19 protein-coding genes are annotated in these 20,989 nt (G+C 69.3%); 6 read left to right on the plus strand and 13 right to left on the minus strand.

What is annotated here, in order from left to right; genetic code table 11:
- Positions 1–35 precede the first annotated feature (35 nt).
- Together N5095_RS04245 and N5095_RS04250 are read left to right on the plus strand one after the other, a co-directional pair.
- Positions 36–500 (plus strand): DUF2391 family protein, encoded by a 465-nt coding sequence (locus N5095_RS04245; protein WP_267621432.1) that lies wholly within the window; start codon positions 36–38, stop codon positions 498–500.
- Between the two features lie 113 nt (positions 501–613).
- Entirely contained in the window at positions 614–1,192 is a 579-nt protein-coding gene (locus N5095_RS04250; RefSeq protein ID WP_267621434.1) for a DUF7090 family protein, read from the plus strand.
- Positions 1,193–1,267: 75 nt separating this feature from the next.
- On the opposite strand, the gene N5095_RS04255 is transcribed toward N5095_RS04250, so the two are convergent.
- The 4 genes from N5095_RS04255 to N5095_RS04265 form a co-directional block, all read right to left on the minus strand.
- Positions 1,268–2,050 carry a DUF7089 family protein gene (locus tag N5095_RS04255; RefSeq protein WP_267621436.1) on the minus strand — a complete coding sequence of 261 codons (783 nt, stop codon included), beginning with the start codon at positions 2,048–2,050 and terminating at the stop codon, positions 1,268–1,270.
- Positions 2,051–2,067: 17 nt separating this feature from the next.
- Complete coding sequence (locus N5095_RS22505) at positions 2,068–2,157, minus strand: hypothetical protein (RefSeq protein ID WP_425499017.1); 90 nt, start codon at positions 2,155–2,157, stop codon at positions 2,068–2,070.
- A 408-nt stretch (positions 2,158–2,565) separates the two neighbouring features.
- Entirely contained in the window at positions 2,566–3,945 is a 1,380-nt protein-coding gene (locus N5095_RS04260; protein WP_267621439.1) for a cytochrome P450, read from the minus strand.
- Between the two features lie 129 nt (positions 3,946–4,074).
- Positions 4,075–6,288, minus strand: a complete 2,214-nt coding sequence (locus N5095_RS04265) for an ATP-dependent DNA helicase (RefSeq protein WP_267623002.1) — start codon at positions 6,286–6,288, stop codon at positions 4,075–4,077.
- Positions 6,289–6,587: 299 nt separating this feature from the next.
- Here N5095_RS04265 and N5095_RS04270 point away from each other — a divergent pair, with 299 nt between their 5' ends.
- Positions 6,588–7,058, plus strand: coding sequence for a histidine kinase (locus tag N5095_RS04270; protein WP_267621441.1), 471 nt, complete (start codon positions 6,588–6,590; stop codon positions 7,056–7,058).
- A 45-nt stretch (positions 7,059–7,103) separates the two neighbouring features.
- On the opposite strand, the gene N5095_RS04275 is transcribed toward N5095_RS04270, so the two are convergent.
- The 9 genes from N5095_RS04275 to htpX all read right to left on the minus strand — a co-directional run bounded on the left by N5095_RS04275 (position 7,104) and on the right by htpX (position 16,419).
- Positions 7,104–8,360: a PQQ-binding-like beta-propeller repeat protein gene (locus N5095_RS04275; RefSeq protein ID WP_267621443.1), complete on the minus strand. Its 1,257-nt coding sequence runs from the start codon at positions 8,358–8,360 to the stop codon at positions 7,104–7,106.
- A 72-nt stretch (positions 8,361–8,432) separates the two neighbouring features.
- Positions 8,433–9,455, minus strand: coding sequence for a glycosyltransferase family 4 protein (locus N5095_RS22335; protein ID WP_267621445.1), 1,023 nt, complete (start codon positions 9,453–9,455; stop codon positions 8,433–8,435).
- The gene (locus N5095_RS04285) at positions 9,452–10,537 is read right to left on the minus strand and encodes a DUF354 domain-containing protein (protein WP_267621447.1); all 1,086 of its coding nucleotides are present in this window, start codon (positions 10,535–10,537) and stop codon (positions 9,452–9,454) included. The genes N5095_RS22335 and N5095_RS04285 overlap by 4 nt, the downstream gene beginning before the upstream one ends.
- 650 nt (positions 10,538–11,187) lie before the next feature.
- Positions 11,188–12,219 carry a DNA repair and recombination protein RadA gene (gene radA / locus N5095_RS04290; protein ID WP_267621449.1) on the minus strand — a complete coding sequence of 344 codons (1,032 nt, stop codon included), beginning with the start codon at positions 12,217–12,219 and terminating at the stop codon, positions 11,188–11,190.
- A gap of 255 nt (positions 12,220–12,474) precedes the next feature.
- Positions 12,475–13,080 carry a PspA-associated protein PspAB gene (gene pspAB / locus N5095_RS04295; protein WP_267621451.1) on the minus strand — a complete coding sequence of 202 codons (606 nt, stop codon included), beginning with the start codon at positions 13,078–13,080 and terminating at the stop codon, positions 12,475–12,477.
- Positions 13,081–13,085: 5 nt separating this feature from the next.
- Positions 13,086–13,505, minus strand: a complete 420-nt coding sequence (locus tag N5095_RS04300) for a hypothetical protein (RefSeq protein ID WP_267621453.1) — start codon at positions 13,503–13,505, stop codon at positions 13,086–13,088.
- A 62-nt stretch (positions 13,506–13,567) separates the two neighbouring features.
- Entirely contained in the window at positions 13,568–14,479 is a 912-nt protein-coding gene (locus tag N5095_RS04305) for a M48 family metalloprotease (protein ID WP_267621455.1), read from the minus strand.
- A gap of 64 nt (positions 14,480–14,543) precedes the next feature.
- Complete coding sequence (locus tag N5095_RS04310) at positions 14,544–15,431, minus strand: M48 family metalloprotease (protein ID WP_267621457.1); 888 nt, start codon at positions 15,429–15,431, stop codon at positions 14,544–14,546.
- 118 nt (positions 15,432–15,549) lie between these two features.
- A complete protein-coding gene (gene htpX, locus N5095_RS04315; protein WP_267621459.1) occupies positions 15,550–16,419 on the minus strand; it encodes a zinc metalloprotease HtpX in 870 nt (289 codons plus the stop codon).
- Between the two features lie 105 nt (positions 16,420–16,524).
- Between htpX and N5095_RS04320 the strand changes: the two genes are divergently transcribed.
- The 3 genes from N5095_RS04320 (at position 16,525) to N5095_RS04330 (ending at position 20,723) form a co-directional block, all read left to right on the plus strand.
- The gene (locus N5095_RS04320; RefSeq protein ID WP_267621461.1) at positions 16,525–17,499 is read left to right on the plus strand and encodes an NAD-dependent epimerase/dehydratase family protein; all 975 of its coding nucleotides are present in this window, start codon (positions 16,525–16,527) and stop codon (positions 17,497–17,499) included.
- Positions 17,500–17,659: 160 nt separating this feature from the next.
- On the plus strand, positions 17,660–20,029 hold the full coding sequence (locus N5095_RS04325; RefSeq protein WP_267621463.1) for an amino acid permease: 2,370 nt from the start codon (positions 17,660–17,662) through the stop codon (positions 20,027–20,029).
- Positions 20,030–20,099: 70 nt separating this feature from the next.
- Complete coding sequence (locus N5095_RS04330) at positions 20,100–20,723, plus strand: phosphoribosyltransferase (protein WP_267621465.1); 624 nt, start codon at positions 20,100–20,102, stop codon at positions 20,721–20,723.
- The last annotated feature ends 266 nt before the right edge of the window (positions 20,724–20,989 follow it).

Below are 20,989 nucleotides of genomic sequence, written 5' to 3' on the forward strand. Positions count from 1 at the left end.
GAGGGGTTTTAATCCGGTCACCACGAGGGGCCGGTATGGTCGGAAAGCGACGTCGATTCGCCATCGCCGACACGGCCCAGCAGGTGGTCGGGGGGTTCCTGTTGGCGGGTCCGTTCGTCGTCACCGAGGAGGTGTGGGTGCTCGCGCGGAGCATGTCGTGGATGCAGGGCGTCATCACGGTCGCCATCGTACTCGCGGTCGGCTACGGGGCGCTGTACAAGGCCGACGACCGCAACCCCGACCGCGAGGCCGAGTTCGGTGGGGTGCCGCTCCGGTACATCTCGCTCATCGCCGTCTCCTACCTCTCGGTGTTCATCCTCGCGCTGGCGTTCGACGCGCCGGGGACGTTTCTGGCGGACATGGTCGAGGCCGACCCCGCCGCGTACCAGTTCCTCGGGATGGTGTTCAGCCCCGCCGTCCTGTGGGTCACGCTCAAGGCGACGAGCGTCGGCGCCGTCTTCAGCGTCATCGGGGCGGCCACCGCGGACAGCGTGTTCTGACCCTCCGCGGTCGCTTCTCTCGCGCTCGCGTGACGCGACCGACTGCCCAACACCCCGTCGCGGTCCCCGAACGGAGGCCACATCCTTAAGTCGGCTCGGTCGGTTCTCCGGGTATGGACTACGCCCTCGCCATCGAGGACGCGCCGGAGACGATTCCGGGCGGGACGAGTCTGCTCTTGCTCCATCCGAGTATCAGCGAGACCGACCGGATCGACACGGAGTTCCTGAAGACCGACACCGACGCGTTCTTCGTCATCTCGACGCGCACCACGGCCCGCGAGGTGCTCCAAAAGCTCGAACACTACGACGTGGACGAGTCCAAGGCCGTCGTCCTCGACACCCTCTCCGTCGAGCGGGGGTACTCCCGGCGCAGTAGCCAGAACGTCCACTACGTCTCCGCGCCGGACGACTTAGACGGCATCATCGAGCAGACCCGGAACTTCCTCGACACACACGAGGGGAAACTGCGCGTCAGCGTCGACTCCCTGACCGAGATGGCCTACTACGCCGACGAGGACCGCGCCTACGAGGCCGCCGAGAAGCTCACCGACCTGCTCGAAGAACACGACGCGGTCGGCATCTTCCACCTCTCCAGTGAGGTCCACGACGAGGAGACCCTCGACCGGTTCCGAACCCTCTTCGACGGCGTCGTCGACCTCCACGAGGACGGGACGGTCTCCTACGAGGACTGATTCGGTCGACGACGACGGCGACGTGGTCCCCGCCCGGCCGTGCGCTCTTGCTCTCCGACGCGCCTTCGATGCTCGCTACTCTCGAAGCTGTGCGAACGTCTTCTCCGCCCAACGGACGGCGTAGTCGGCGCCGTGGTCGCGATAGGCGGCCGTGTCCAGCGCGTCGAACGGCGCCGGCAGGTCGAGGCCGTGCTTGACGGCGGAGCAGGCGTACTCCGTCGCCGCCGCGAACTCGGTCTCGCCGCGGGCGACCTCGCCGGGAAGGCCCGGTAGTCGTCCCGACAACCGCTCGCCGGCGTCGGCCCAGGCATCGTACAGCCGGGGGTGGTCGGTCTCCCACGACCGGAAGGCCCCTCTCGTCTGCAGTCCGACCCACGCCTCGTACAGCGCGCCGGCGACCTGGTACAGCGCGACCGGGCCGAGCCCGACCGCGTCGTCGAGGTCGCGGTAGCGCGCGCCGAAGAAGGGGAGCGCGTGTTCGGGGACGTCGAGGCCGACCTGGACGAACGCCTCGGCGAACAGGAAGTCGAGGAACTCCTCCGGGGTCCCCTCGGCGCGTTTCTTCGCCAGCACCGTCGGCGGCGTCGTCTGGCGTGTCCAGACGACGGTGCCGTCGCCGGGCATCCCGACGGTGAACGTCCCGCTCGCGTACTGTTTCAGAAGCGCGGGTGCGTCCTCGGGGAGCCACTCGCTTGGGTACGACGCCGGCGAGAGCGAGTCGGCGAGCAGGCCGAGCTCCTCGGCGCTGGCCGGCGGGAGCGTCTCGAAGTCGGCGTCGACGTCGAGCACGAGACAGTCCGGCGCGTGCTCGTCGCGAACGGCCGATAGGTCCTCCGGGAGCGAACGCTGTGAGAACATCTCGGTCGTGTGTCGTACTACGCGAGTGCGGTCAGCAGGATAATCAGGACCGCGAGCACCGCCGAGACACCGATGGTTCCGAGCACGATCTTCGTCGCTTGACTCATCGTCTCACAGTGGTGTGGGGAGGGCGCTTAAAAGCTTCAGTCCTCGATTCTCGTTTCGTTCGGTCTCGGTGGTTCGGCTCCGATTGCAGTCGGATTCCAGTGTGCACCGGCGATAGTAGCCCAGCAGCGCCCCGCGCTCTCGCCCTTCGTGAGTCCACCAGGTTCCACAACCACGCCGTTCCCAGCCGATTCGCTCGGCCGCCCTCGCAGCGAGACCTCCGGTCCCCGCTCGTCCTCCGTGTTCCCGTGAGGCGAAGACGAACGGGAGCCAGTGAGACGAGCGAAGCGAGTCTCGCGTCGGCGAGCCGTCGGAGTTGGGGAGGCGCGAGGCTGCAGTGCTGTGGGTGGGTCCCTTTCGAGAGTCCTCCTCTTCCTCGTGGCACCATCGTCAACTCTCCCGGCCCGAACTCACCGCTCTTCCAGCCGCATCTCCATCGGGTCCGCGGGATGCATCGTGAGCGACCCGCGGAGCTCGAACGGCTCGTCGCGCGCGTACTCCAGCGAGTATCGCTGTCCGACCGTCCCCATAATCAACTTGGCTTCCAGCAGCGAGAACTGCCGACCGATGCAGTGGCGGGGGCCGCCGCCGAACGGGAAGTACGCGAACTGCGGGCGCTCGCTCCGGCGCTCGGGGAGCCAGCGGTCCGGGTCGAACTCGAGCGGGTCGTCGTACCACCGTTCGGAGCGGTGGACGACCCACTGCGGGAGCATGATGGCGGCGCCCTCGGGGACCCGGTACCCACCCAGTCGCACGTCGGTCTTCGTCTCGCGGAACATGACGTAGACGGGCGGGTAGAGCCGCATCGTCTCCAGCAGGACGCGTTCGAGGTAGTCCAGCTTGCGGGTGTCGGCCGCGGTCGGAACCTCGCCGCCGAGCACCTCGTCCAGTTCCGCGTGGACCTTCTCCTCGGCTTCCGGGTGCTGAGAGAGGAGATACCAGGCGTAGGTGAGCGTCAGGGCGGTGGTGTCGTGGCCCGCGAGCAGCATCGTCATCATCTCGTCGCGGAGGTTGCGCTCGGTCTGCTCGCCGCGCTCCTGTGCCCGCAGGATGATGGAGAGCAGGTCCATCGGCGGGTCGTCGCCGTCGCCCGCGGTCTCCCGAGCGCCCACCACGTCCGAAGCGGGGCCGTGTTCCGTCCCGCGGCGCTTCGCCACGAGGTCGTCGATGACCGACTCCAGTTCGTCGACCGCCGAGGCGAACTTCCGGTTCTCCTCGGTGGGCACCCAGTCGGGGATGAGGAAACGGAACGGCTCGGGCTCGAAACGCTGGCCGAGCGGTTCGAGGTTCTCCTGCACCCGCCGGACGGTCTCCTCGTCGATGTCGACGCCGAACATGGCGCTGACGATGATGTCGACGGTGAGGCGGGCCATCTCGAGTTCGACGTTCACCGTGTCCCCGTCGTGCCATCCCTCGAGCATCGACTCCGTCTTCGCGGTCATCGTCGGCGCCAGCGACGACAGGCGTTGCATGTTGAACGCCGGCTGGGCGAGGTCACGCTGGCGCTGCCAGGTGTCGCCCTCGCTCAGCAACAGCCCTTCGCCGAGGAGTTCACCCATCGCGTCGTCCTGGAACTCCGGCTTACGGAACTTCTCGTGTTCTCCCACGAGTACCCGCTCGACGTCGTCGGGGTTCGTGAGCATGTACACGTCGATGGGGCCGAGCTCGAACTGCGCGAGGTCACCGTAGGCGTCGCCGACGGCGGTCAGGAACGCGAAGGGGTCGCGCGAGTACTGACCCGTGTTGCCGAGGAGGGGGACGCCGTTCGGTCCGGGGGGCTCCGTGCTCATCGCGTTCTAGTTGGGCCCGACGAGTATGAATGACACGACGGCGGAAGTGTGGGCGGTCGCGGGCTCCGCAGTGGTCGGACCGTCTCGGACCGGACCGTCCTGGGACGGACCGTCTTGGGCCGGACCGACTCACGGCTGTGGCGGCGGCCCGTCGTACGCGTCGTGGTCGGTGTAGAAGTTCAACATCGCGAACTTCAGCTTCTCGGGTTTGACGTCGATGAGTTCTTTTCGCTCCTCCGACGGGAACGCGCTCCGGACGGAGTACTTCCCCATGTCCGTCGCCGTGTAACGCTTGTCGAGCAGCATCCGGACGCCGAAGTCGCCCGGCCCGCGCACGACGCGCCCGAGGGCCTGCCGGGTCTTCCGGACCGTGGGAATCTCCACCGCGTACCGCCAGCCCACGTCGTCGCCGCGACGGGCCGCCTTCGTCTTCCGTCCGCCGAAGGTGCGCTCGTAGGCGTCCTGGACGGCGTCCATCCGCTCGGAGAGGTGCGGGTACGGCACGCCGACGACGGCGACCGAGCGGGCGTCCTCGTCGTCGAAGCTCACCCCCTCGGCGAGGGTCCCCCACAGCGAGGTGAACAGCGCGGCGTCGTCCTCGGCGACGAACCGCTGGCGTAACTCCTCCGTCCGCGTGCCGGGTTCGTCCAGATAGAGGGTCCGTGACTGCGACGTCGACTGGAGGGTGCCGGTTTCGCCTCCGGGACCGTTCGCCCCCTCCCCGTCCGGTCCGAAACTGCCCCCCCGAACGCCGCGCCCGACGCGGCCCGTCAGGAGTTCGTGGTAGCGTTCGGCCTCCGAGTAGGAGGGGAAGAAGAGCAAGGCGTTGCCCGGCGTGAACCGCACGACGTCGGCGAGGGTGTCGGCGATGACCTCCTGCGTGGCGGGGTTGTCGCGCTCGCTGGCGAACAGCGCGGGCGTCTTCACCGAGTAGGTCCGCCGGTTCTCCTCGGGGTACGCGAGCCCGTACGCGAGGGTCTCGGGGTCGTCGAGTCCGAGCACCGCTTCGGTCACGTCGAACGGCCGGAGGGTGGCGCTCATCAGGACGCTCGCGGCCACCTCGTCGAACAGTGCCTTCGTGACCTCCTTCGGGATGCAGGTGTACAGTTCGGCGCGGCCGTACACCTCCTCGGTCCCCGAGTCGCGCCGGACGGCACAGACGGGGTACTGGCCCAGCTTCGTCCCCTCGCCGAGCCACGACTCGACGAACGCGGCCGCCTGGAGGGTCTGACACTCCTGTCGCGTCGTCGACTCGCCGTTCTTGTAGGCGTCCTCGTACTGCTCGTCGAGCGTCTTCCCCAACTGCAACGCGAGCTCTATCTCGGTGTCGATGCCGCGACCCGCGTACTCGTCGAGAAAGGCGAGCGTGAGGTCGTCGCGGCGGTCGTCGTTGGCGACGGGGACGTCCTCCCACTCCTCGCCGACCGACTCGCGCTGCCCGAATTCGAGGTTGTCGTCGACGACCCGCGTGAGGGCGCGGTGGAACGCGCCGACGACGTTCAGCGCCGACTCGGCGCGGGAGTCGTCCGCCTCCTCCAGCTCGCTCACCGCGCTCTCCAGGGTGTTCTCCGTGAGCGTGCGGGTGGCGTGGTCGCGAGCGGCGCCCTCGACGTTGTGGGCCTCGTCGAAGACGGTGATGACCTCCTCCGGTTCGCAGTCGAGCCACCGGAAGAACTGCTCGCGAATCATGGGGTCGAGCAGGTGGTGGTAGTTACAGACGACGAGGTCCACGTCCTCCATCCCCTCCTTGAGGAGTTCGTACCCGCAGAGCTGGCGCTGTTCGGCGAACTCGTATATCTCGTCGGGGGTGCGTACGTCCTCGAACAGCCAGGAGTAGAACTCGTCGTTGTCGCCGACGAGGTTGTTGTAGTAGTGCTCGCAGACGGTACCGTCCCGGAGGTCGTCCAACTCCTCTTCCAGCGAGTCGAGTTCGTCCATCACGGCGCTTCTGGCCTCGGCGGCGCCGTCGTCGCCGCCCTGCATCCGGTCGAGCAGCGCCTGCTCCTGGCCCTCGAGTTGGGCGACGTCCTCCTCTTTTTCCACCACGGAGCGCGTCGTATCCCGGAGCGTCTGACACTCCTGGTACCCCACGTCGATGTGACACATCGACGACTTCCCGCGGAAGACGACGGCCCGAATCGGCTCGGTGCGGGTGATGGCGCGGGCGTCGGCGACGAACTGGCGCATCTGTTGGTGGACGTTGGTCGTGATGACGACCGTCCGGTCCTCGCGGCGGGCGTGTTCCAGCGCGGGGACGAGCGCGGAGAGGGTCTTCCCCGTCCCGGGCGCCCCTTCGAGGAGCACGTCGCGGTCCGCGTCCAGCGCGGTGGCGATGCTACCCATCGCCTCCCGCTGGTTCGGGTACGGGCGGTCGTAGGGGAAGAACCGGAGGAACGCATCGGTGTCGGCCACTGTCCCCATCTGGGCCCTCTCCGGATTAAAACGCTCGGAAGCGGGGTGAAAGTGGACGCCGGTGCGCTTCGGGAGTGGAAATCGTCCGTTGCGCGGGATTCCTCACCGGGTTGGGAGGCGGGAAAGGAAACGGGCCTGACAACAACTACCATATAGTCTTATGTTCGTGATGCACCGCGTTCGCCCTCCCGAGGTGGTGTTTTCGGCCTCTCCGATGTATCCGACCCCGTATGGCGTCAGAAGAAGTCACCGCAACTCAGACTGTACAGCGTACCGAACCCGGGAACTGGAAGGGTGGCGTGCTCGCCGGCGTCGCCGGCGGACTGGTCATGGGTGTCATGCTCACGACCATGATGACACCGGTCATCGAGATGGCCATCCCGGCGATGTACGGCCTGCAGGGCGGGCTCGCGGGCTGGGTCGCCCACATGTCCCACGCGGCGGTCCTCGGGGTCGTCTTCGCCGCCATCGTCGGCGCGACCGGCTACGGCGACAACCTCGCTCGGAGTGCGGGCCTCGGCGTCGCCTACGGGGTCGTCCTCTGGGTCGTCCTCGCCGCGCTCGTCATGCCCGTCTGGCTGAGCGCCGTCGGCTTCGCCGACCCCCCGAACCTCCCGAACTTCAACGCGACGAGCCTCGTCGGCCACGTCGTCTACGGCCTCGTGCTGGGCGCGGCGTACCCGTACGTCCGGGACCTCTGAGCGTCTCCTCGCGAACACACCTTTTCACGAACCCCCACCGGCGAGCTACTGCACCCGGTATACGCCCGACTCGCGGCCCTCGCCGACGAAGTAGAGCGCGTCTTCGGACACGGAGAGCGGACCGACCGGCTCGACGCCCAGCGAGGTCGACCACCGGGTCTCGCCGGTCGTCTCGTCCAGCGCCCCGAGCGTCCGCGAGCCGACGACGAACCGGGTGCCACCGGCGACGACTGGCGGCGCCCGGTAGTTCGTCTCGACCACCGAGCGGCTCCACGCCTCCTCGCCCGTCTCCACGCCGAGCGCCGCGAGCTCGCCGGTCGTCGAGGACTCCACGTGCAGCCGTTCGTCGGTGACCGCGAGGCCGGCGACCGAGTCGCCGTCGAATCCCACCGACGCTCGCCATTCCGTCCCGCCGTCGCCCGTCGAGAGGGCGTACACCTCCCCGTCCGGCGCACCGTAGTAGACCCGCCCGTCGTCGACGACGAGCGCCGACCTCGGCTCCGGAAGGTCCAGCCGTCGCCAGCGCTCCTCGCCGGTCGCGGCGTCGAGCGAGACGACGCCGAAACGGTCCTCGTCGCCGGAGCTCTCGGCGGTCGTGGCCGACTCGTCACGGTCGGTCACGAGGGCGTACACCGCGTCGCCGACGGCGACGACCGACGCGCCGAACCCGTGGTCGGTCTCGTACTGCCAGCGCTCCGCTCCCGTCGCCGGGTTGCGACCGACCACCAGGTCGCCGCCGTGAGCCACGACCGTCTCGCCGACGAGCACCGGCGCGTTGCGCGTGTCGCCGACGCCCTCGCCCGTCACCGACCAACAGTGCTCGCCCGTGCGGGCGTCGTAGGCGGCGACGTACTCGGCGGTCGAGACGAACAGGGCATCGCCGGCGACCGTCGGCGACGACTTCCCGTGGACGTACCCGTTTCGCCACGAGGGGCCACCACCTGTCCCCGGGAGGGCGTAGTACCCGCCTGCGTTCCCGTCCCCGTCACTGACCCCGACGAGCGCGCCGCCAGCGCCGAGGGAGACGGTCGTCGCGAACGCCGTCGGCGTCGCCTTCAGCAGTTCGAGCGTCGCCGACTCGTCCGGCCCCGACAGGTCGGGCGCGTAGCCGCTATTCCGAAAATCGCGCTGGTAGGTCGGCCACGGGCCGTCGACGGCGCCGACGGCGCCGACGGGGGCGTCCCGGTCGTGGTCGCGTTCGAACCTGGTGAGGACGCTGCCGAGACAGCCGGTGAGCGACGCGAGCGTCGACGCGCCGACTCCGGCGAGCGCCGCTCGCCGAGTGAGTCGAGTGGAGGGCATTCGCTTCGCTGGTGTCGCTGGGGTGATAAGTAGTTTCCGCGAGCGCTCCCCAACGCCCTCCTACGCCGTCGCTCAGAATCGAATCGCCGGCTCCGGCCGCCGTTTCTCCTCGGGGAGCACGCGTTCGTACACCTGCCGGAGCGCCTCGCCCATCTCCGCCGTCCCGTACGACGCGATGGGCCCGCGACCGTCGGCGCGACCGTCGTCGTCGAGCACGGCCCGGAGCCCCTCACGAAGGCCGTCCTCGTCGTCCGCGACGTAGGAATTCGTCACGCCGTCGAGCACTTCGGGGACGAAGCCGACCGGGCGGGAGACGACCGGGACGTTGCAGGCGGCGGCCTCCTTGACTATCATCGGTCCGGTCTCGCGTTTCGAGGTGCAGAGCACCGCATTACTGGCGTTCATCACCAGCGGCATCTCGTCGTAGGGGATGCTCCCGGCGGTGTGGAGGCGCACGTCCGAATCGATACCATCCACCACGCGCTCGGCGAGCGGGAAGTCCTTCTCCTCGCGACCGGGCGCGGCCGGGAAGAACACGACCGTCTCGTCGGGGTCCCAGCCCAGTCGTTCGCGGGCCTCCCGCCTGTCCATCGGCTGGAACTGTTCGGTGTCGATGGGGTACGGAATCAGGTGTGTCTCGCGGTCGACGAACCGGCGCATCATCCGGGAGGGGACGATTACCTCGTCGGCCCGGGCCGTCGCGGCCTCGATGAGCGGCGTGAAGGGGTTCTCGCGGAACTCGCCGCCCCAGAGCGACACCACCACCGGGAGTCGGAGCTGGGCGAGCGCGAACGGTGCGGTCAGCCCGAAGTTGGCGTGGACGAGGTCGTAGTCGCCCCGCCACGCCTCCGAGAGCACCTGCGGGAGGAACTGGGCGTAGTGCTTCGGGGTGCGCTCCTCGACGCGGTCGTCGAGGTTGCGGTGCTCGCCCGGCACTTCGAGGGTCGTGTACTCGATGCCCGCGGCGTCGAGGGCGGCCTCCTGCTTGCGGTAGAAGCTCCGCGGGGTGGTGACGAGGTTGAGGACGCGGATGGCGGGAGCGTCGTCCCCCGACGGGCCGGCGGCTCCGGTGTCGGCGCCGGCGCCCCCGCTCACTGGTCGGCCCCCGTCGGCGCCGCGGCCCGTCGCCCGCCCGCGCCGGTTCTGGTCGCCCGCGTCGCGTGCTCGACGACGAACGCGGTCACGTCGACGGCGTCGTCGAAGAACGCCTCGCGGCGTTCGCCCCACTCCGCCTTCGCGCCGTCGTCCGCGGCGAGTTCGACCGCGCGCTCGAACGCCGCGTCCTCGTTCTCGGGCCGGAACGACTCGACCAGGTCCTCGTCGCCGAGGTAGATGAGTCGGCCGTCGGTGCCGACGAAGGGGCTGACGCGGACGCTCGGGGTGCCGAGCAGCGCGGCCTCGATGGTCGTCGTCGCCACCTCGCCGACGTAGCCGTCGGCGCCGGCGAGCAGGTGGTGGAACTCGTGGGGGTCGACGGGCATCGGTTCGCCGCCCTCGGGAATCGACCCCTCGGCCTCGTCGGAGACGTAGACGGTGCCGTGGTCGGCGAGTTCGCGGACGAGTCGCTCTCTGCCCTCGGGCGAGAAGCCGCGCTTGCCGATGTCGTGGTGGGCCTCCCACGCGCTGAAGCGCACGACGTAGTAGGGTTCGTCGGGGTCGACGCCCTGCGCTTCCAGAACCGAGGGGTCAAACTCGAACCACGCCGGGTCGGTGTAGGCCATCTCGTGCATTCCGTCGTATCTGGTCTCGCGCCCGCCGAAGTCGGTGCGGAGCCACTTCGGAACATAAAGTTCGTCGGCGAAGGGGACGACGAGTTTGTTCTGGGTAGCGTTCTCGGTCTCGGTGTCGATGAACGTGCGGGCTTCGGCGCCGGTCAGCTTCGCGGCGTGGGTCGCCGCCAGACCCATGTTCGACATGACCACGTCCGGCTTCACGCGCCGGAAGGCGCGCCACATGCGGTACTCGTAGCTGAGTTGGGTGAGCGCGAGGTCGAGGTTCCCGTCGGGTTCGTCGGCGAGTACCTCGTGGTCGATGTCGTACGCCTCCAGCAGGGGGACGGCGACGCTCTTCTCGCGGGCGAAGACGAACACCTCGTGGCCCTCCTCGCGGAGTTCGCCGATGGCGTTCCGGAAGAAGTGGACGTTGCTCGGATGTTGGATGGTGAAGGCGATGCGCACGTGTAGAGTCCTCTGTTGGTTCGTCGTACTCGGTCTAGGGCCTTACTTACGTCGCCGCTAATGTCGGTTCTCGGGCGGTTTGTGTGGGGCTAAGTGACGATTCGTGGGTTGTGGTGTGGTTTCGGTTGTCTCGGTCGTCGCGGTTGTCTTTGATTGTCGTGGCGAAGGCCCAGCAAAGCCCTCCCGCTCTCACTCGTCCTTTGCAAGTCCACCAGGAAACCGCATCCACACCCTCCCCAGCCGATTCCTTCACTCACTCCGTTCGTGAAGACCTCGCACGAATGCGCCGCGGACAGAGCCGCGTCGGCGCGCGCCGAGCGCCCTCCGTGGCGCGAGCGTCGTGCGAGGGAGCGGCTCGCCCTCCGTGGCGAGCCAACAGAGGTTGGGGAGGTGTGAGGGCCGTGTGGTCGGGTGGGGCTCCGAAAGGGGCCGCCGTCTCGACGAAGACGGGCGACGCAAGCACTGGAGGCGAGCGGAGCGAGGCGAAGCGCGCAGCGAGCCCATCGAGTCGAGACGGCGGGGGCTTTCGAAGGTCGTCTCTACCCCTCGGTCACTTCCTACGGAACCCTCTGCCAGACAGCAGAAACGCTCGCCCGAAAAGAAAACGCGAAACCCGGGGAACCGCTCCGTACGAACCCGAAGAACCCGAATTACTCCGGCTTCAGGCCGCCGTCCTGCACGCGCATGATGCCTTCACCGTCGGCGAGGTTCGGCGCGTCCACGAGGCGCACGATACGCTTGTCACCCTTCGACTTCCGCAGGTAGATGCGGAACGTCGAGGTGTGGCCCAGGATGTTCCCGCCGATGGGCTGGGTCGGGTCGCCGAAGTACGAGTCGGGGTTGGAGGCGACCTGGTTCGTCACGAGCACGACCGTGTTGTAGAGGTCGCCGATGCGCATCAGGTCGTGGAGGTGCTTGTTGAGCTTCTGCTGGCGTTCGGCGAGCTCACCACGGCCCACGTACTCCGCGCGGAAGTGCGCCGTCAGCGAGTCCACACAGAGCAGGCGCACCGGCCACTCGCCGTCCTCGTGCTCGCTGGCGAGTTCCTTGGCCTTCTCCGCGAGGAGAATCTGGTGGTTCGAGTTGAACGCCTTCGCGACGTGAATCTTGTCGAGGAAGGAAGCGAGCAGTTCGTCCATCGCCTCCTCGCTGTCGGGCGTCCCCTCGATTTCGCGCTGGTCCATCGTCGCCTGCAGAATCTCGTCGTCGAGGCCGCGCACCATGTCGTCGATGCGCTCCGGGCGGAACGTGTCCTCGGAGTCGACGAAGATGCAGGACCCCTCGAGGCCGCCGTGCTCGGAGGGAAGCTGGACGTTGACGGCCATCTGGTGGGTCACCTGGGACTTCCCGGCACCGAACTCGCCGTACACTTCGGTGATGGACTGGGTCTCGAGCCCGCCGCCGAGCAGGTCGTCCAGCTCGTCGATCTGCCAGCTGAGCTTGCCGATCTGTTCGCGTCGTTCGAGCACCATCGTCCCGGTCTCGAAGCCGCCGATGTCGGCGGCCTTCCGCGCGGCGCGGATGATGTCGCCGGCGGTGGACTCGCCGATGTCCGCCGTGTTGGAGAGCTCGGCGGGGCTCGCGACGGCGATACTCTGGTAGCTGTCGAAGCCCGCTTCCACGAGCTTGTCTTCGGTTGCGGGGCCGACTCCGGGGAGACTTTCGAGGTCGTCGTCTGCCATCGTACCTCCGCCTTACGCCTCCCGGGTGATAAAGCCTCGTTAACACCAGAGTGAAAGTGAAACCGCGGCACGGAGTCGGGGAGATGACATCAGTATGCCGAACTGTTTAACGGGAGGAAGCGCCGTCGACGGGTCGAGTCTGGCGGGGTCGGGCCGGAGACCGGACGGCTCACCGACCGGCGAGTGAAAGTGAACGCAGTCGCGACTGTGGCCGTGACAGAGCCGTTCGCGACGACACCTCGAGTCGCGACGTCGTTACTCCCACGGGTGGCCGCCGTCGCGGTCCGGCCACAGCGGGTACCAGTACTGCTCGTCGTCTTCGACGGAGAGCTCCCCGTCGAGCACCGACCGGAGCTTGAACTCGAGACGTTGGTCGCGGTCGTGGCCGCGCTCCGGCGCGAAGGGGTAGTACGCACCGCGACGGAAGGAGTAGACCCAGTACGCCTTGGAGTCACGACGTTCGAAGCCGAATACCGCCGCGAGGAGCCGGGAGCCGTAGCCGCGTTCGACGAACTCGTCGGCGGCGAAGTGGACGCTCGTCACGAGGTCCTCGGGGTCGCTGTCCTCCAGGACGACCCACTGGTAGCCGTGGTCGTCCTCGTGGAGGCGAAAGGTCGTCCCCGTCTCCTCGGCGCCGGCCTCCAGAATCTCGGCGACGCCCTCCACCGTCTCCGCGAAGTCCGTGCTGTCGACGTTCGAGAAACAGAGCGCGGCGGCGCCGACGGAGGCGAAGTCGAGGTCGGCCTCCATCGTCAGGTAGGCGGTGCTCATCCCGAACAGGTCCTCCGGGTCGGCGTCGCGTGTCGCGTCCGCCTCCGCGCGCGTGCCGAACACCGACCGCAGGGAGTCGAAGATGCCCATACCCCTCAGTCGTCCCGCCGCGTCTTAGGTGGTTTCCACTCCGTCCGACGCGACCGGCCCGACGCGCCCACCCGTTCGGCCTCACGCGTTCGACTCGACGACCCCGGCCGCCGCGACCGCCCGGGGAGGCGCCCCCGGAGGCGGAACGACGCCCACGCCGGCGCGCCGTCCACACCGACGGCCGCCCGGTACCGGGTCACCGCTCGGACCGCCGGGTAGCTCGCGGCCAGCAGGACCATCGAGGCCACGAGCGCGCCGAAGCCGAACACGAACGTCCGACCGCCACCTCGCGAGAGCCGCGTCGAGCGTCGGGCCAGCGCCAGCCCGACCACCGCCGGCGCCGCGACGAGGGCGGCGACGACGGAGCTCTCGCGCCGTATCCGCGCGAGCCCGCGGACCGGGTCCGGTCGTCGTGTCGAGGTCACGTCACGGACACGCCGACGCGAAGGAAAATGTCTGACGGTTCGTGCGACCGCGTGTCACGCCGCTATCGGACGGATTCGGCGTCGCGCTCCATCGCCCGCAGTCGCTCCACCCGCGCCTCGGTCGGCGGGTGGAGCGCCGGGAAGAAGGGGAGCCAGTCGCCGGAGGGGACGACACAGAAGGCGTGCATCGCCGTCAGGCTCCGCGCGTCTCGGTTCGGTCGACGCGTCGTCTCCCGTTCCCCTCCGTCGAGGCGACGCAACGCCGACGCCAACGACGTCGGGTCGCCCGTAATCGCCACGGCCCCGCGGTCGGCGGCGAACTCGCGGTACCGGGAGAGCACGACGACGGCGGCGACACTGGCGAGAAAGAGGGCCCCGCCGGCGAGGAACACGACGCCCCCGACGAACGCCGTGTTCCGACCGCTTTTCGACCAGAAGCTCGCGTCGTTCAGGAAGGCGAGACCGAACGCCACGAGGAGAAGCGCTACCGTCGTCGGGAACGCCGCGACGGTCATCACCAGCGCGTCGGCGTTCTTGACGTGCGCCAACTCGTGGGCGAGCACGGCGTCCTGTTCTTCCGGCGGAAGCTCCCGAAGGAAGCCGAGCGTGACGAACACGACGGCGTCGTCCCCGGAACCGGCGGTGAAGGCGTTCGGCTCGTCGGTCGGCACCACGGCGAGCCCCGGCGTCGACACGTCGGCCTGTCTCGACAGCCGTTCGAGCCGAGCGTACAGGTTCGGGTACTCCGTCCGCGACAGTCCCATCGCCCTGCTGGTCCACAGCGCGAGGCGGTGGCCCTGCGAGAGCAGGAACAGCAGACCGAGGCCGAGGAGGACGCCGACGACGAACGCGACGACCGGCGAGCCGTAGTACCACAGGGGCACCACGAGCGCCGCGTAGCCGACGAGCACCAGTACGCCCGAGAGGGCCATCCGGAGGAGGAGCGACCGGTCGCGGACGGGAACGGCGGACATCTCGACCCCACTCGTCGCCGGGGGTGAATGAGTGTGTCGCCGACGCGACGGCCACCGAGACTGACTACCGCGTCTCCAGGTCGCGCTCCAGCGCCCGCAGCCGTTCGATTCGCTTCCCGACCGGCGGATGCATCCACGGAACCCCGCGGCCCCCCGGCGGGGCGATACAGAACGCGCCGACGGGGCCGAGCCGCCGCAGGTCGGTGTCGGGACGCCCCTCGGCGCCGTCGAGGCGGCGGAGGGCGGCGGCGAGCGCGCCGGGGTCTCCGGTCGTCAGGGCGGCCGCGCGGTCGGCCCGGTACTCGCGACTCCGGGAGACGAGCGCCACGAGCGGGGCGCCGACGCAGACGAGCGCGAGGCCGACAGGGACGACGTAGACGCCGGCGAAGAGAAGGAGGCCGAACAGCCGGAACGCCTCGCCGGCCGCCCACCACAGGCCGCTCCACCAGCCGCGGAGCAGCCCCCGTCCCGCGACGTACGGGAGCGCGAGCGCCGTCAGGAGCGTTCCGTCGAGGTTCTTGACGTGAGCCGACTCGTGGGCGAGTACGGCGGCGAGTTCCGCCGTGGGAAGCGTCTCCAGCAGTCCGGTCGTCACGCAGACGGTCGCACCCGTTCCGCCGCCGACGGTGAAGGCGTTGAGTTCGTCGCTGTCGACGACGGCGAGCTCCGGGAGGCGGGCGTCGGTCCCCCGCGCGAGGCGGCGCATCACGCCGACGAATCGGGGGTACTCCCCCGCCTCGACGCGTCGGGCGTCGACGGCGCGGAGCACGAGGGCCGGCGTCGCGAGCGTCGCGAGGACGGCGCCGACGAGGAGGAAGGAGGCGGCGACGAGCCGGGCGCTCAGGTGGCCGCGGACGCCGTAGACGACGGCGACGACGAGGTAGCCGAGGCAGGTCAGGACGAGGGCCCTGAGTGCGGTCGCCCGCAGCCCGGTGTCGTCGTGGAGGCCCATCGAGTACGACTGCCGCCGCGGAGGAGATGAGTGTTCCGTCGGTCGGTTCGGCCTGCTCGGCGCGTCGGTCGGTTCGGCTTGCTCGGTGCGTGGTCGGTCCAGCTACCCAGTACGCAACTCAGCGCGTCTCCATCTCGCGCTCTAGCGCCTGCAGGCGCTCGATGCGCTTCTCGGTCGAGGGGTGCGTCGAGGCGAGCTTCCCGATGAAGCCGCTGCGGATGGGGATGATGAAGAACGCGTTCATCTCCGCCTGTTCGCGCATGTCCTCCTTCGGGACCTGGCTCATCCGGCCGTCTATCTTCATCAGCGCCGACGCCAGCGCACCCGGGTCGCCGGTGATGGTCGCCCCGCCGCGGTCCGCGGAGAACTCGCGGTAGCGCGACAGTGCACGGATGAGGAAGAACGATACGATCCACACCGCGAGCGAGGCCACGATGGCGACGATGACGCCGCCGCCCTGTCGGTCGCGGCCGCCGCCGCCGAAGAACGCGCCCCAGCGGACGACCATGAACGCGATGGTCGACAGGAACGAGGCGATGGTCATCACCGCGACGTCGCGGTTCTTGATGTGCGCCAACTCGTGGGCCAGCACGCCCTCCAACTCGTCGCGGTCGAGCGTCTGCATGATGCCCGTCGTGACACAGACCGCGGACTTCTTCTGGGACCGACCGGTCGCGAACGCGTTTGGCACCCGGGAGTCCGCGACCGCGACTTTGGGTTTGGGGAGGTCGGCCTGCTGGCTCAGGCGTTCGACCATCCGGTGAAGCTCGGGATACTCGTCGGGGCTCACCTCCTTCGCGCCCATCGAGTACAGCGCGAGCTTGTCGCTGAAGAAGAACTGGGCGAACAGGAACGGCACCATGAGGACGAGGAACCCCACGTACTGGGTCTGCGAGATGACCGCCGCGAAGACCAGGTACAGGGCGAACAGCAGGAACATGGTGAGCGCCATGCGCCCGCGGAGTCCCCAGTCCGGTTTCCACTGCATGGGGAGTCATACAGCCTGCTCGGCATAAACACTTACTTCTGGTAAGTGTTGACACGGGCCTCCGGAGAACCGGCTTTCTTCTCCCGTCGGTCCGTCGCCGACGACGTGTCACCCACCACCGCCGACCGCCCCACCGCGCTCGTCACGGGCGGCCTCGGTCGCTCCGGCCGCTGGATAGCCGACCGACTCGCCGGCGACTACGACGTGGTCTGCGTCGACCGGAACCAGCCGGGGTTCGAGGTCCCGGAGCGCCCGCACGTCGACTTCCGGGCCGTCGACCTCACCGACCGCGGGGCGACGTTCGACCTCGTCGGCGACCTCGACCCGGACGCCGTCGTCCACTGGGCCGCCATCCCCTCACCCACCCGCCACGCCGGCGGCGAGGTGTTCGAGACCAACACCCTCGCGACGTACAACGTCCTCGTCGCCGCCGGCCGCGCCGGCGCCCGGGTCGTGCAGGCCTCCTCGGAGTCGGCGTACGGCTTCCCGTTCGCTGAGGAGACTCCACTGCCCGACTTCCTCCCCGTCACCGAGAGTCACCCGTGCCGCCCCGAGGACCCTTACGGGCTCTCGAAGGTCGTCGGCGAGGAGACCGCGGAGTCGGTGGTCCGCCGGTACGGCGTCCCCGTCGTGTCGGTTCGGCCCTCCTGGATTCAGTACCCCGGCGAGTACGCGTGCCGGTCGCTGCCAAGCGTCGAGGCGGTCACCGCAACCGACTCGTCCGCGGACCTCGACCGCGAGGCGCTCGCCGCGGGAGCGGGCAACTGCTGGTCGTACGTCGACGTCCGGGACGTGGCCGACCTCGTCGCGGCGGCCCTCGACGCGCCGCCCGAAGACGACGCCGGCGAGGCGACCCACGAGGCGGTCCACGCCGCCGCCGCCGACACCTACCTCGGCGTCCCGACCGCCGAGGCCGTCGAGGCGTACTTCGGCCGCCTGCCCGAGGACTGCACGCTCGAGGGGGAGGCGTCGGCGCTGTCGACCGCGAAGGCCGCGGCGCTGTTCGACTGGTCACCCGCTCACGTCTGGCGGGAGGCCGCGGACGAGTCGGTGCTGGAGCCGTCGCTACTGGCCGAGTGAGGGTCGGCGTCTCGGAGGACCCGTCGGTCGCCCGCTCGGAGCCGACGGCCGCCGGACGACTCGCGCCCGCCGCCTGCCATCACTTACGCGCTGTGGCCGAATTCGTGCGCTACGACGGCCAGTGCCCTCTTCCGGGCGACGAGAGAACTCCACCGACGACATGAGTACGGAGTCCGCAGCGTCGGGTGGAGGGAGCGTCGGCGAGGAGTTCGACGCCAACATCGGTCTCCTCGGCGCCGTCGCCATCGGCGTAGGGACGATGATTGCAGCGGGTATCTTCGTCCTCTCGGGGCTCGCGGTGAGCAAGGTGGGGACCGTCGCCATCGTCTCGTTCCTCCTCGCGGCGCTGGTCGCGTGCATCACCGCCGGTGCCTACGCCGAGTTCTCCTCCGTCTACCAGGAGAGCGGCGGCGGATACATGTACGTCGACAAGACGTTCGACACCGACCTCACCTACCTGATGGGGTGGACGATGATTCTCGGCTACCCCGCCAGCGCCGCCTTCTACCTCGCCTCCTTCTCGGACTGGTTCGCGGAGTTCATCTACCCGCTGATGGGCATCCCCCACGGCTCCGCGCCGTACTGGATTCCGGGGCTCGCCGTCCTCGCGCTCCTGGTCGGTCTCAACGTGAAGGGTGGCGAGGAGTCCAACAAGTTCCAAATCGGCGTCACCGCCCTGAAGGTCGCCCTCATCGCGCTCTTTCTCTACGGCGGGTTGAAGACGTTCCAGGCGGACGTGGTCACGACCTCCTTCGCCCAACACATCGGCGAACTCACGAAGATAGGCACGACGAGCGCGCTGGTGTTCATCACCTTCTTCGGTTTCTCCGCCATCGCGACCAACGCCGAGGAGATTAAGAAGCCCGGTCGGACCATCCCGCGGGCCATCTACGTCAGCATCGCGTTCGTCGTCTTCGTCTACACGCTCGTCGTACTCGTCATCGTCCTCGCCGTCAACGACGGGGCGTTCAAGCAGTTCCTCGCCGGGCAGGTCCCGGCGGTCGGCGCCCCGAGCGAGGCGGTCGGCTACATCGCCAGCCACGGCGAGGTGGCGATGGCGTACGCCGCCCAGTACTACCTCGGAAACGTCGGCTTCTACATCATCATCGTCGGCGCGCTGTTCTCGATGCTCTCCGCGGCGAACGCGACCATCCTCGCCGGCTCCCGGGTCAACCTCGCACTGTCTCGGCGCGGGCACCTCCCCTCGGGCTTCGAGGAGCTCTCGGAGTCGGGGACGCCGTACAAGGCCGTCTTGCTCACTGGCGCGTTCATCCTCACCTTCCTCGTCGTCTTCACCATCGTCTTCGGCCGGGCGCTCGGACTGTTCGGACTCGAACTCGGCGTCGAGGGCGTGACGCAGTTCGCGAACGCGCTGCTCATCTCGGGGCTGACCGTGGTGAACGTCGCGCTCATCTTCTCGCGGCGGCGCCACCCCGACCTCGACCGCGGCTTCGAGGTGCCGCTGGTGCCGTACCTGCCTGTCGTGGGCATCCTCGCCAACCTCGTCCTGCTCTACAACGTCGGCTGGACGGCGCTCGGCATCGCGCTCGTCGCCGAGTTGGTCGGCGCCGCCCTCTACTTCGTGCTCGCCTCGGACGCGAGCGAGGAGGAGCTGGAGGCGGAGACGCCGACGGCCACCTCACAGCCGACGCTCCACGGCCGCGACTACCGGCTGTTGGTCTCCATCGCGGACGTCGACGACGTCGGCCAGTTGATGCGGACCGCCGTCGACCTCGTCCGCGACCGTGACGGGGAGATTCTCGTCCTCAACGTCGTGAACACCCCGCGACAGATGTCGCTGGGCGACCAGCGTCGCGTGGCGAGCCAGGAGAACCGCCGGCTCGTTCGCGAAGCCATGAGCGTCGCCGAGGAGGCCGGCGTCCCCGTCAGCGGCACCGTTCGCTACGCCCACGAGCCGGAGAACGCCATCCTCAACACGGCAGAGCAGTACGACACCGGGGGCATCCTCGTGGGCTGGGGCGGCGACCGCTCCGGGCGTCGCAACGTCGTCCTCGGGAGCACCGTCGACGACGTGGTCCGCGAGGCCGACGCCGACGTGTTCGTGGAGAAGGTCGGCGACGGCGCCGCCGAGGCCGCGGACGGACACGTGCGGTCGGTGCTTCTCCCCATCGCCGGCGGCCCCCACACGGAACTCGCCGCCGAGACCGCCCGGGTCATCGCAGAGTCCACCGGCGCGTCGGTCCACGCCGTCCGCGTCGTCTCGCCCGCCGACGGCTCCGTCGCCGACGCCGAGTCCCACCTCCAGTCCGTCGCCGACGTGTTCGAGGGAAGCGACGTCCACCTCGAGACGCGCGTCATCGAACACGACGACGTGTCGGCGGCGCTCGTCGAGGCCGCCGCCGACCACGACCTGACGGTCGTCGGCTCCTCCCGGGAGGGGCTGTTCGAGCAGAACGTCTTCGGGACCGTCCCGGAGAACGTCGGCGACGGGGTGCGGGCGCCGACGCTGATGGTCCAGCGCGACGTGGGGGCCTCCTCCCGGTTCCGGCGGCTCCTGGGGAGCGACTGAGCGACCGAGCAGTGCGGTCGATTGCGGCCTCGACCACCCCCTTAACTCTCTCGACCGCCTCCCTCTAGGCGTGTTCGCGAACCGTACCGAGGCCGGTCGGCGGCTGGCCGAGCGACTCGTCGAGCGGGGTGTCGAGGCGGACATCGTCCTCGCCATCCCGCGCGGCGGGCTCCCGGTCGGCCGGCCGGTCGCAGACGCACTCGGCGTCCCGCTCGACGTGGTCGTCGCCCAGAAACTCGGCGCGCCGAAGAACCCCGAACTCGCGGTCGGCGCCGTCGCCGCCGACGGGAGCCTCTGGCTGAACGACGAACTGGTCGACTGGCTCTCCGTCCCCGAGAGCTACGTCGACCGCGAGCGCGACCGGGAGGCGGCGAACGCCCGCGCGAAGGTCGACTCCTACCGCGGCGGCGACCCGCTCCCGGAGCTCGCCGGCAAGCGCGTCGTCGTCGTCGACGACGGGTTGGCGACGGGAGCGACCGCGCAGGCCTGCCTCCGGCAGGTCCGCGCCGCGGGAGCGGCACACGTCGTCCTCGCGGTTCCCGTCGCCCCTGTCGACGCCCCCGACCGCTTCGCCGAGGCGGCCGACGAGTTCGTCGCCGTCGAGACGCCCGTCCACTTCGTCGCCGTCGGCGGCGCCTACCGCGACTTCTCGCAGGTGCCCGACGAGGAGGCACGGCGCTACCTGACGCCGTGAGCGGAAAATCGGCGACGGTGACGACCGCGTTTGCCACACGACACGCCGTGCCTACAGGGAACGACGACCGGCCGCACGGCCGCCAGGGTGGGACTCCGGAAGGGGCCGGGTCCTCGGCGACGGCGGCCGACGCAAGCACCGCAGGCGAACGAGCGAAGCGAGCGAGCCGAGGAGCACAGCGAGGCCCCCGAGTCGAGGGCCCGGGGGCTTCCGGGGGTCACCGAACTGTCTCCTCCGACGACAGCATAGACCCGTCGGCGAGACGC

It is taken from the genome of Halobium salinum, assembly GCF_026586625.1.
GTDB classification, from domain to species: domain Archaea; phylum Halobacteriota; class Halobacteria; order Halobacteriales; family Haloferacaceae; genus Halobium; species Halobium salinum.

Bases quoted from the DNA above. Each gene is read 5' to 3' on its own strand.
- N5095_RS04245 (WP_267621432.1), top strand. From the start codon at position 36: ATGGTCGGAAAGCGACGTCGATTCGCCATCGCCGACACGGCCCAGCAG.
- N5095_RS04250 (WP_267621434.1), top strand. From the start codon at position 614: ATGGACTACGCCCTCGCCATCGAGGACGCGCCGGAGACGATTCCGGGC.
- N5095_RS04255 (WP_267621436.1), bottom strand. From the start codon at position 2,050: ATGTTCTCACAGCGTTCGCTCCCGGAGGACCTATCGGCCGTTCGCGAC.
- N5095_RS22505 (WP_425499017.1), bottom strand. From the start codon at position 2,157: ATGAGTCAAGCGACGAAGATCGTGCTCGGAACCATCGGTGTCTCGGCG.
- N5095_RS04260 (WP_267621439.1), bottom strand. From the start codon at position 3,945: ATGAGCACGGAGCCCCCCGGACCGAACGGCGTCCCCCTCCTCGGCAAC.
- N5095_RS04265 (WP_267623002.1), bottom strand. From the start codon at position 6,288: ATGGGTAGCATCGCCACCGCGCTGGACGCGGACCGCGACGTGCTCCTC.
- N5095_RS04270 (WP_267621441.1), top strand. From the start codon at position 6,588: ATGGCGTCAGAAGAAGTCACCGCAACTCAGACTGTACAGCGTACCGAA.
- N5095_RS04275 (WP_267621443.1), bottom strand. From the start codon at position 8,360: ATGCCCTCCACTCGACTCACTCGGCGAGCGGCGCTCGCCGGAGTCGGC.
- radA (WP_267621449.1), bottom strand. From the start codon at position 12,219: ATGGCAGACGACGACCTCGAAAGTCTCCCCGGAGTCGGCCCCGCAACC.
- pspAB (WP_267621451.1), bottom strand. From the start codon at position 13,080: ATGGGCATCTTCGACTCCCTGCGGTCGGTGTTCGGCACGCGCGCGGAG.
- N5095_RS04305 (WP_267621455.1), bottom strand. From the start codon at position 14,479: ATGTCCGCCGTTCCCGTCCGCGACCGGTCGCTCCTCCTCCGGATGGCC.
- N5095_RS04310 (WP_267621457.1), bottom strand. From the start codon at position 15,431: ATGGGCCTCCACGACGACACCGGGCTGCGGGCGACCGCACTCAGGGCC.
- htpX (WP_267621459.1), bottom strand. From the start codon at position 16,419: ATGCAGTGGAAACCGGACTGGGGACTCCGCGGGCGCATGGCGCTCACC.
- N5095_RS04325 (WP_267621463.1), top strand. From the start codon at position 17,660: ATGAGTACGGAGTCCGCAGCGTCGGGTGGAGGGAGCGTCGGCGAGGAG.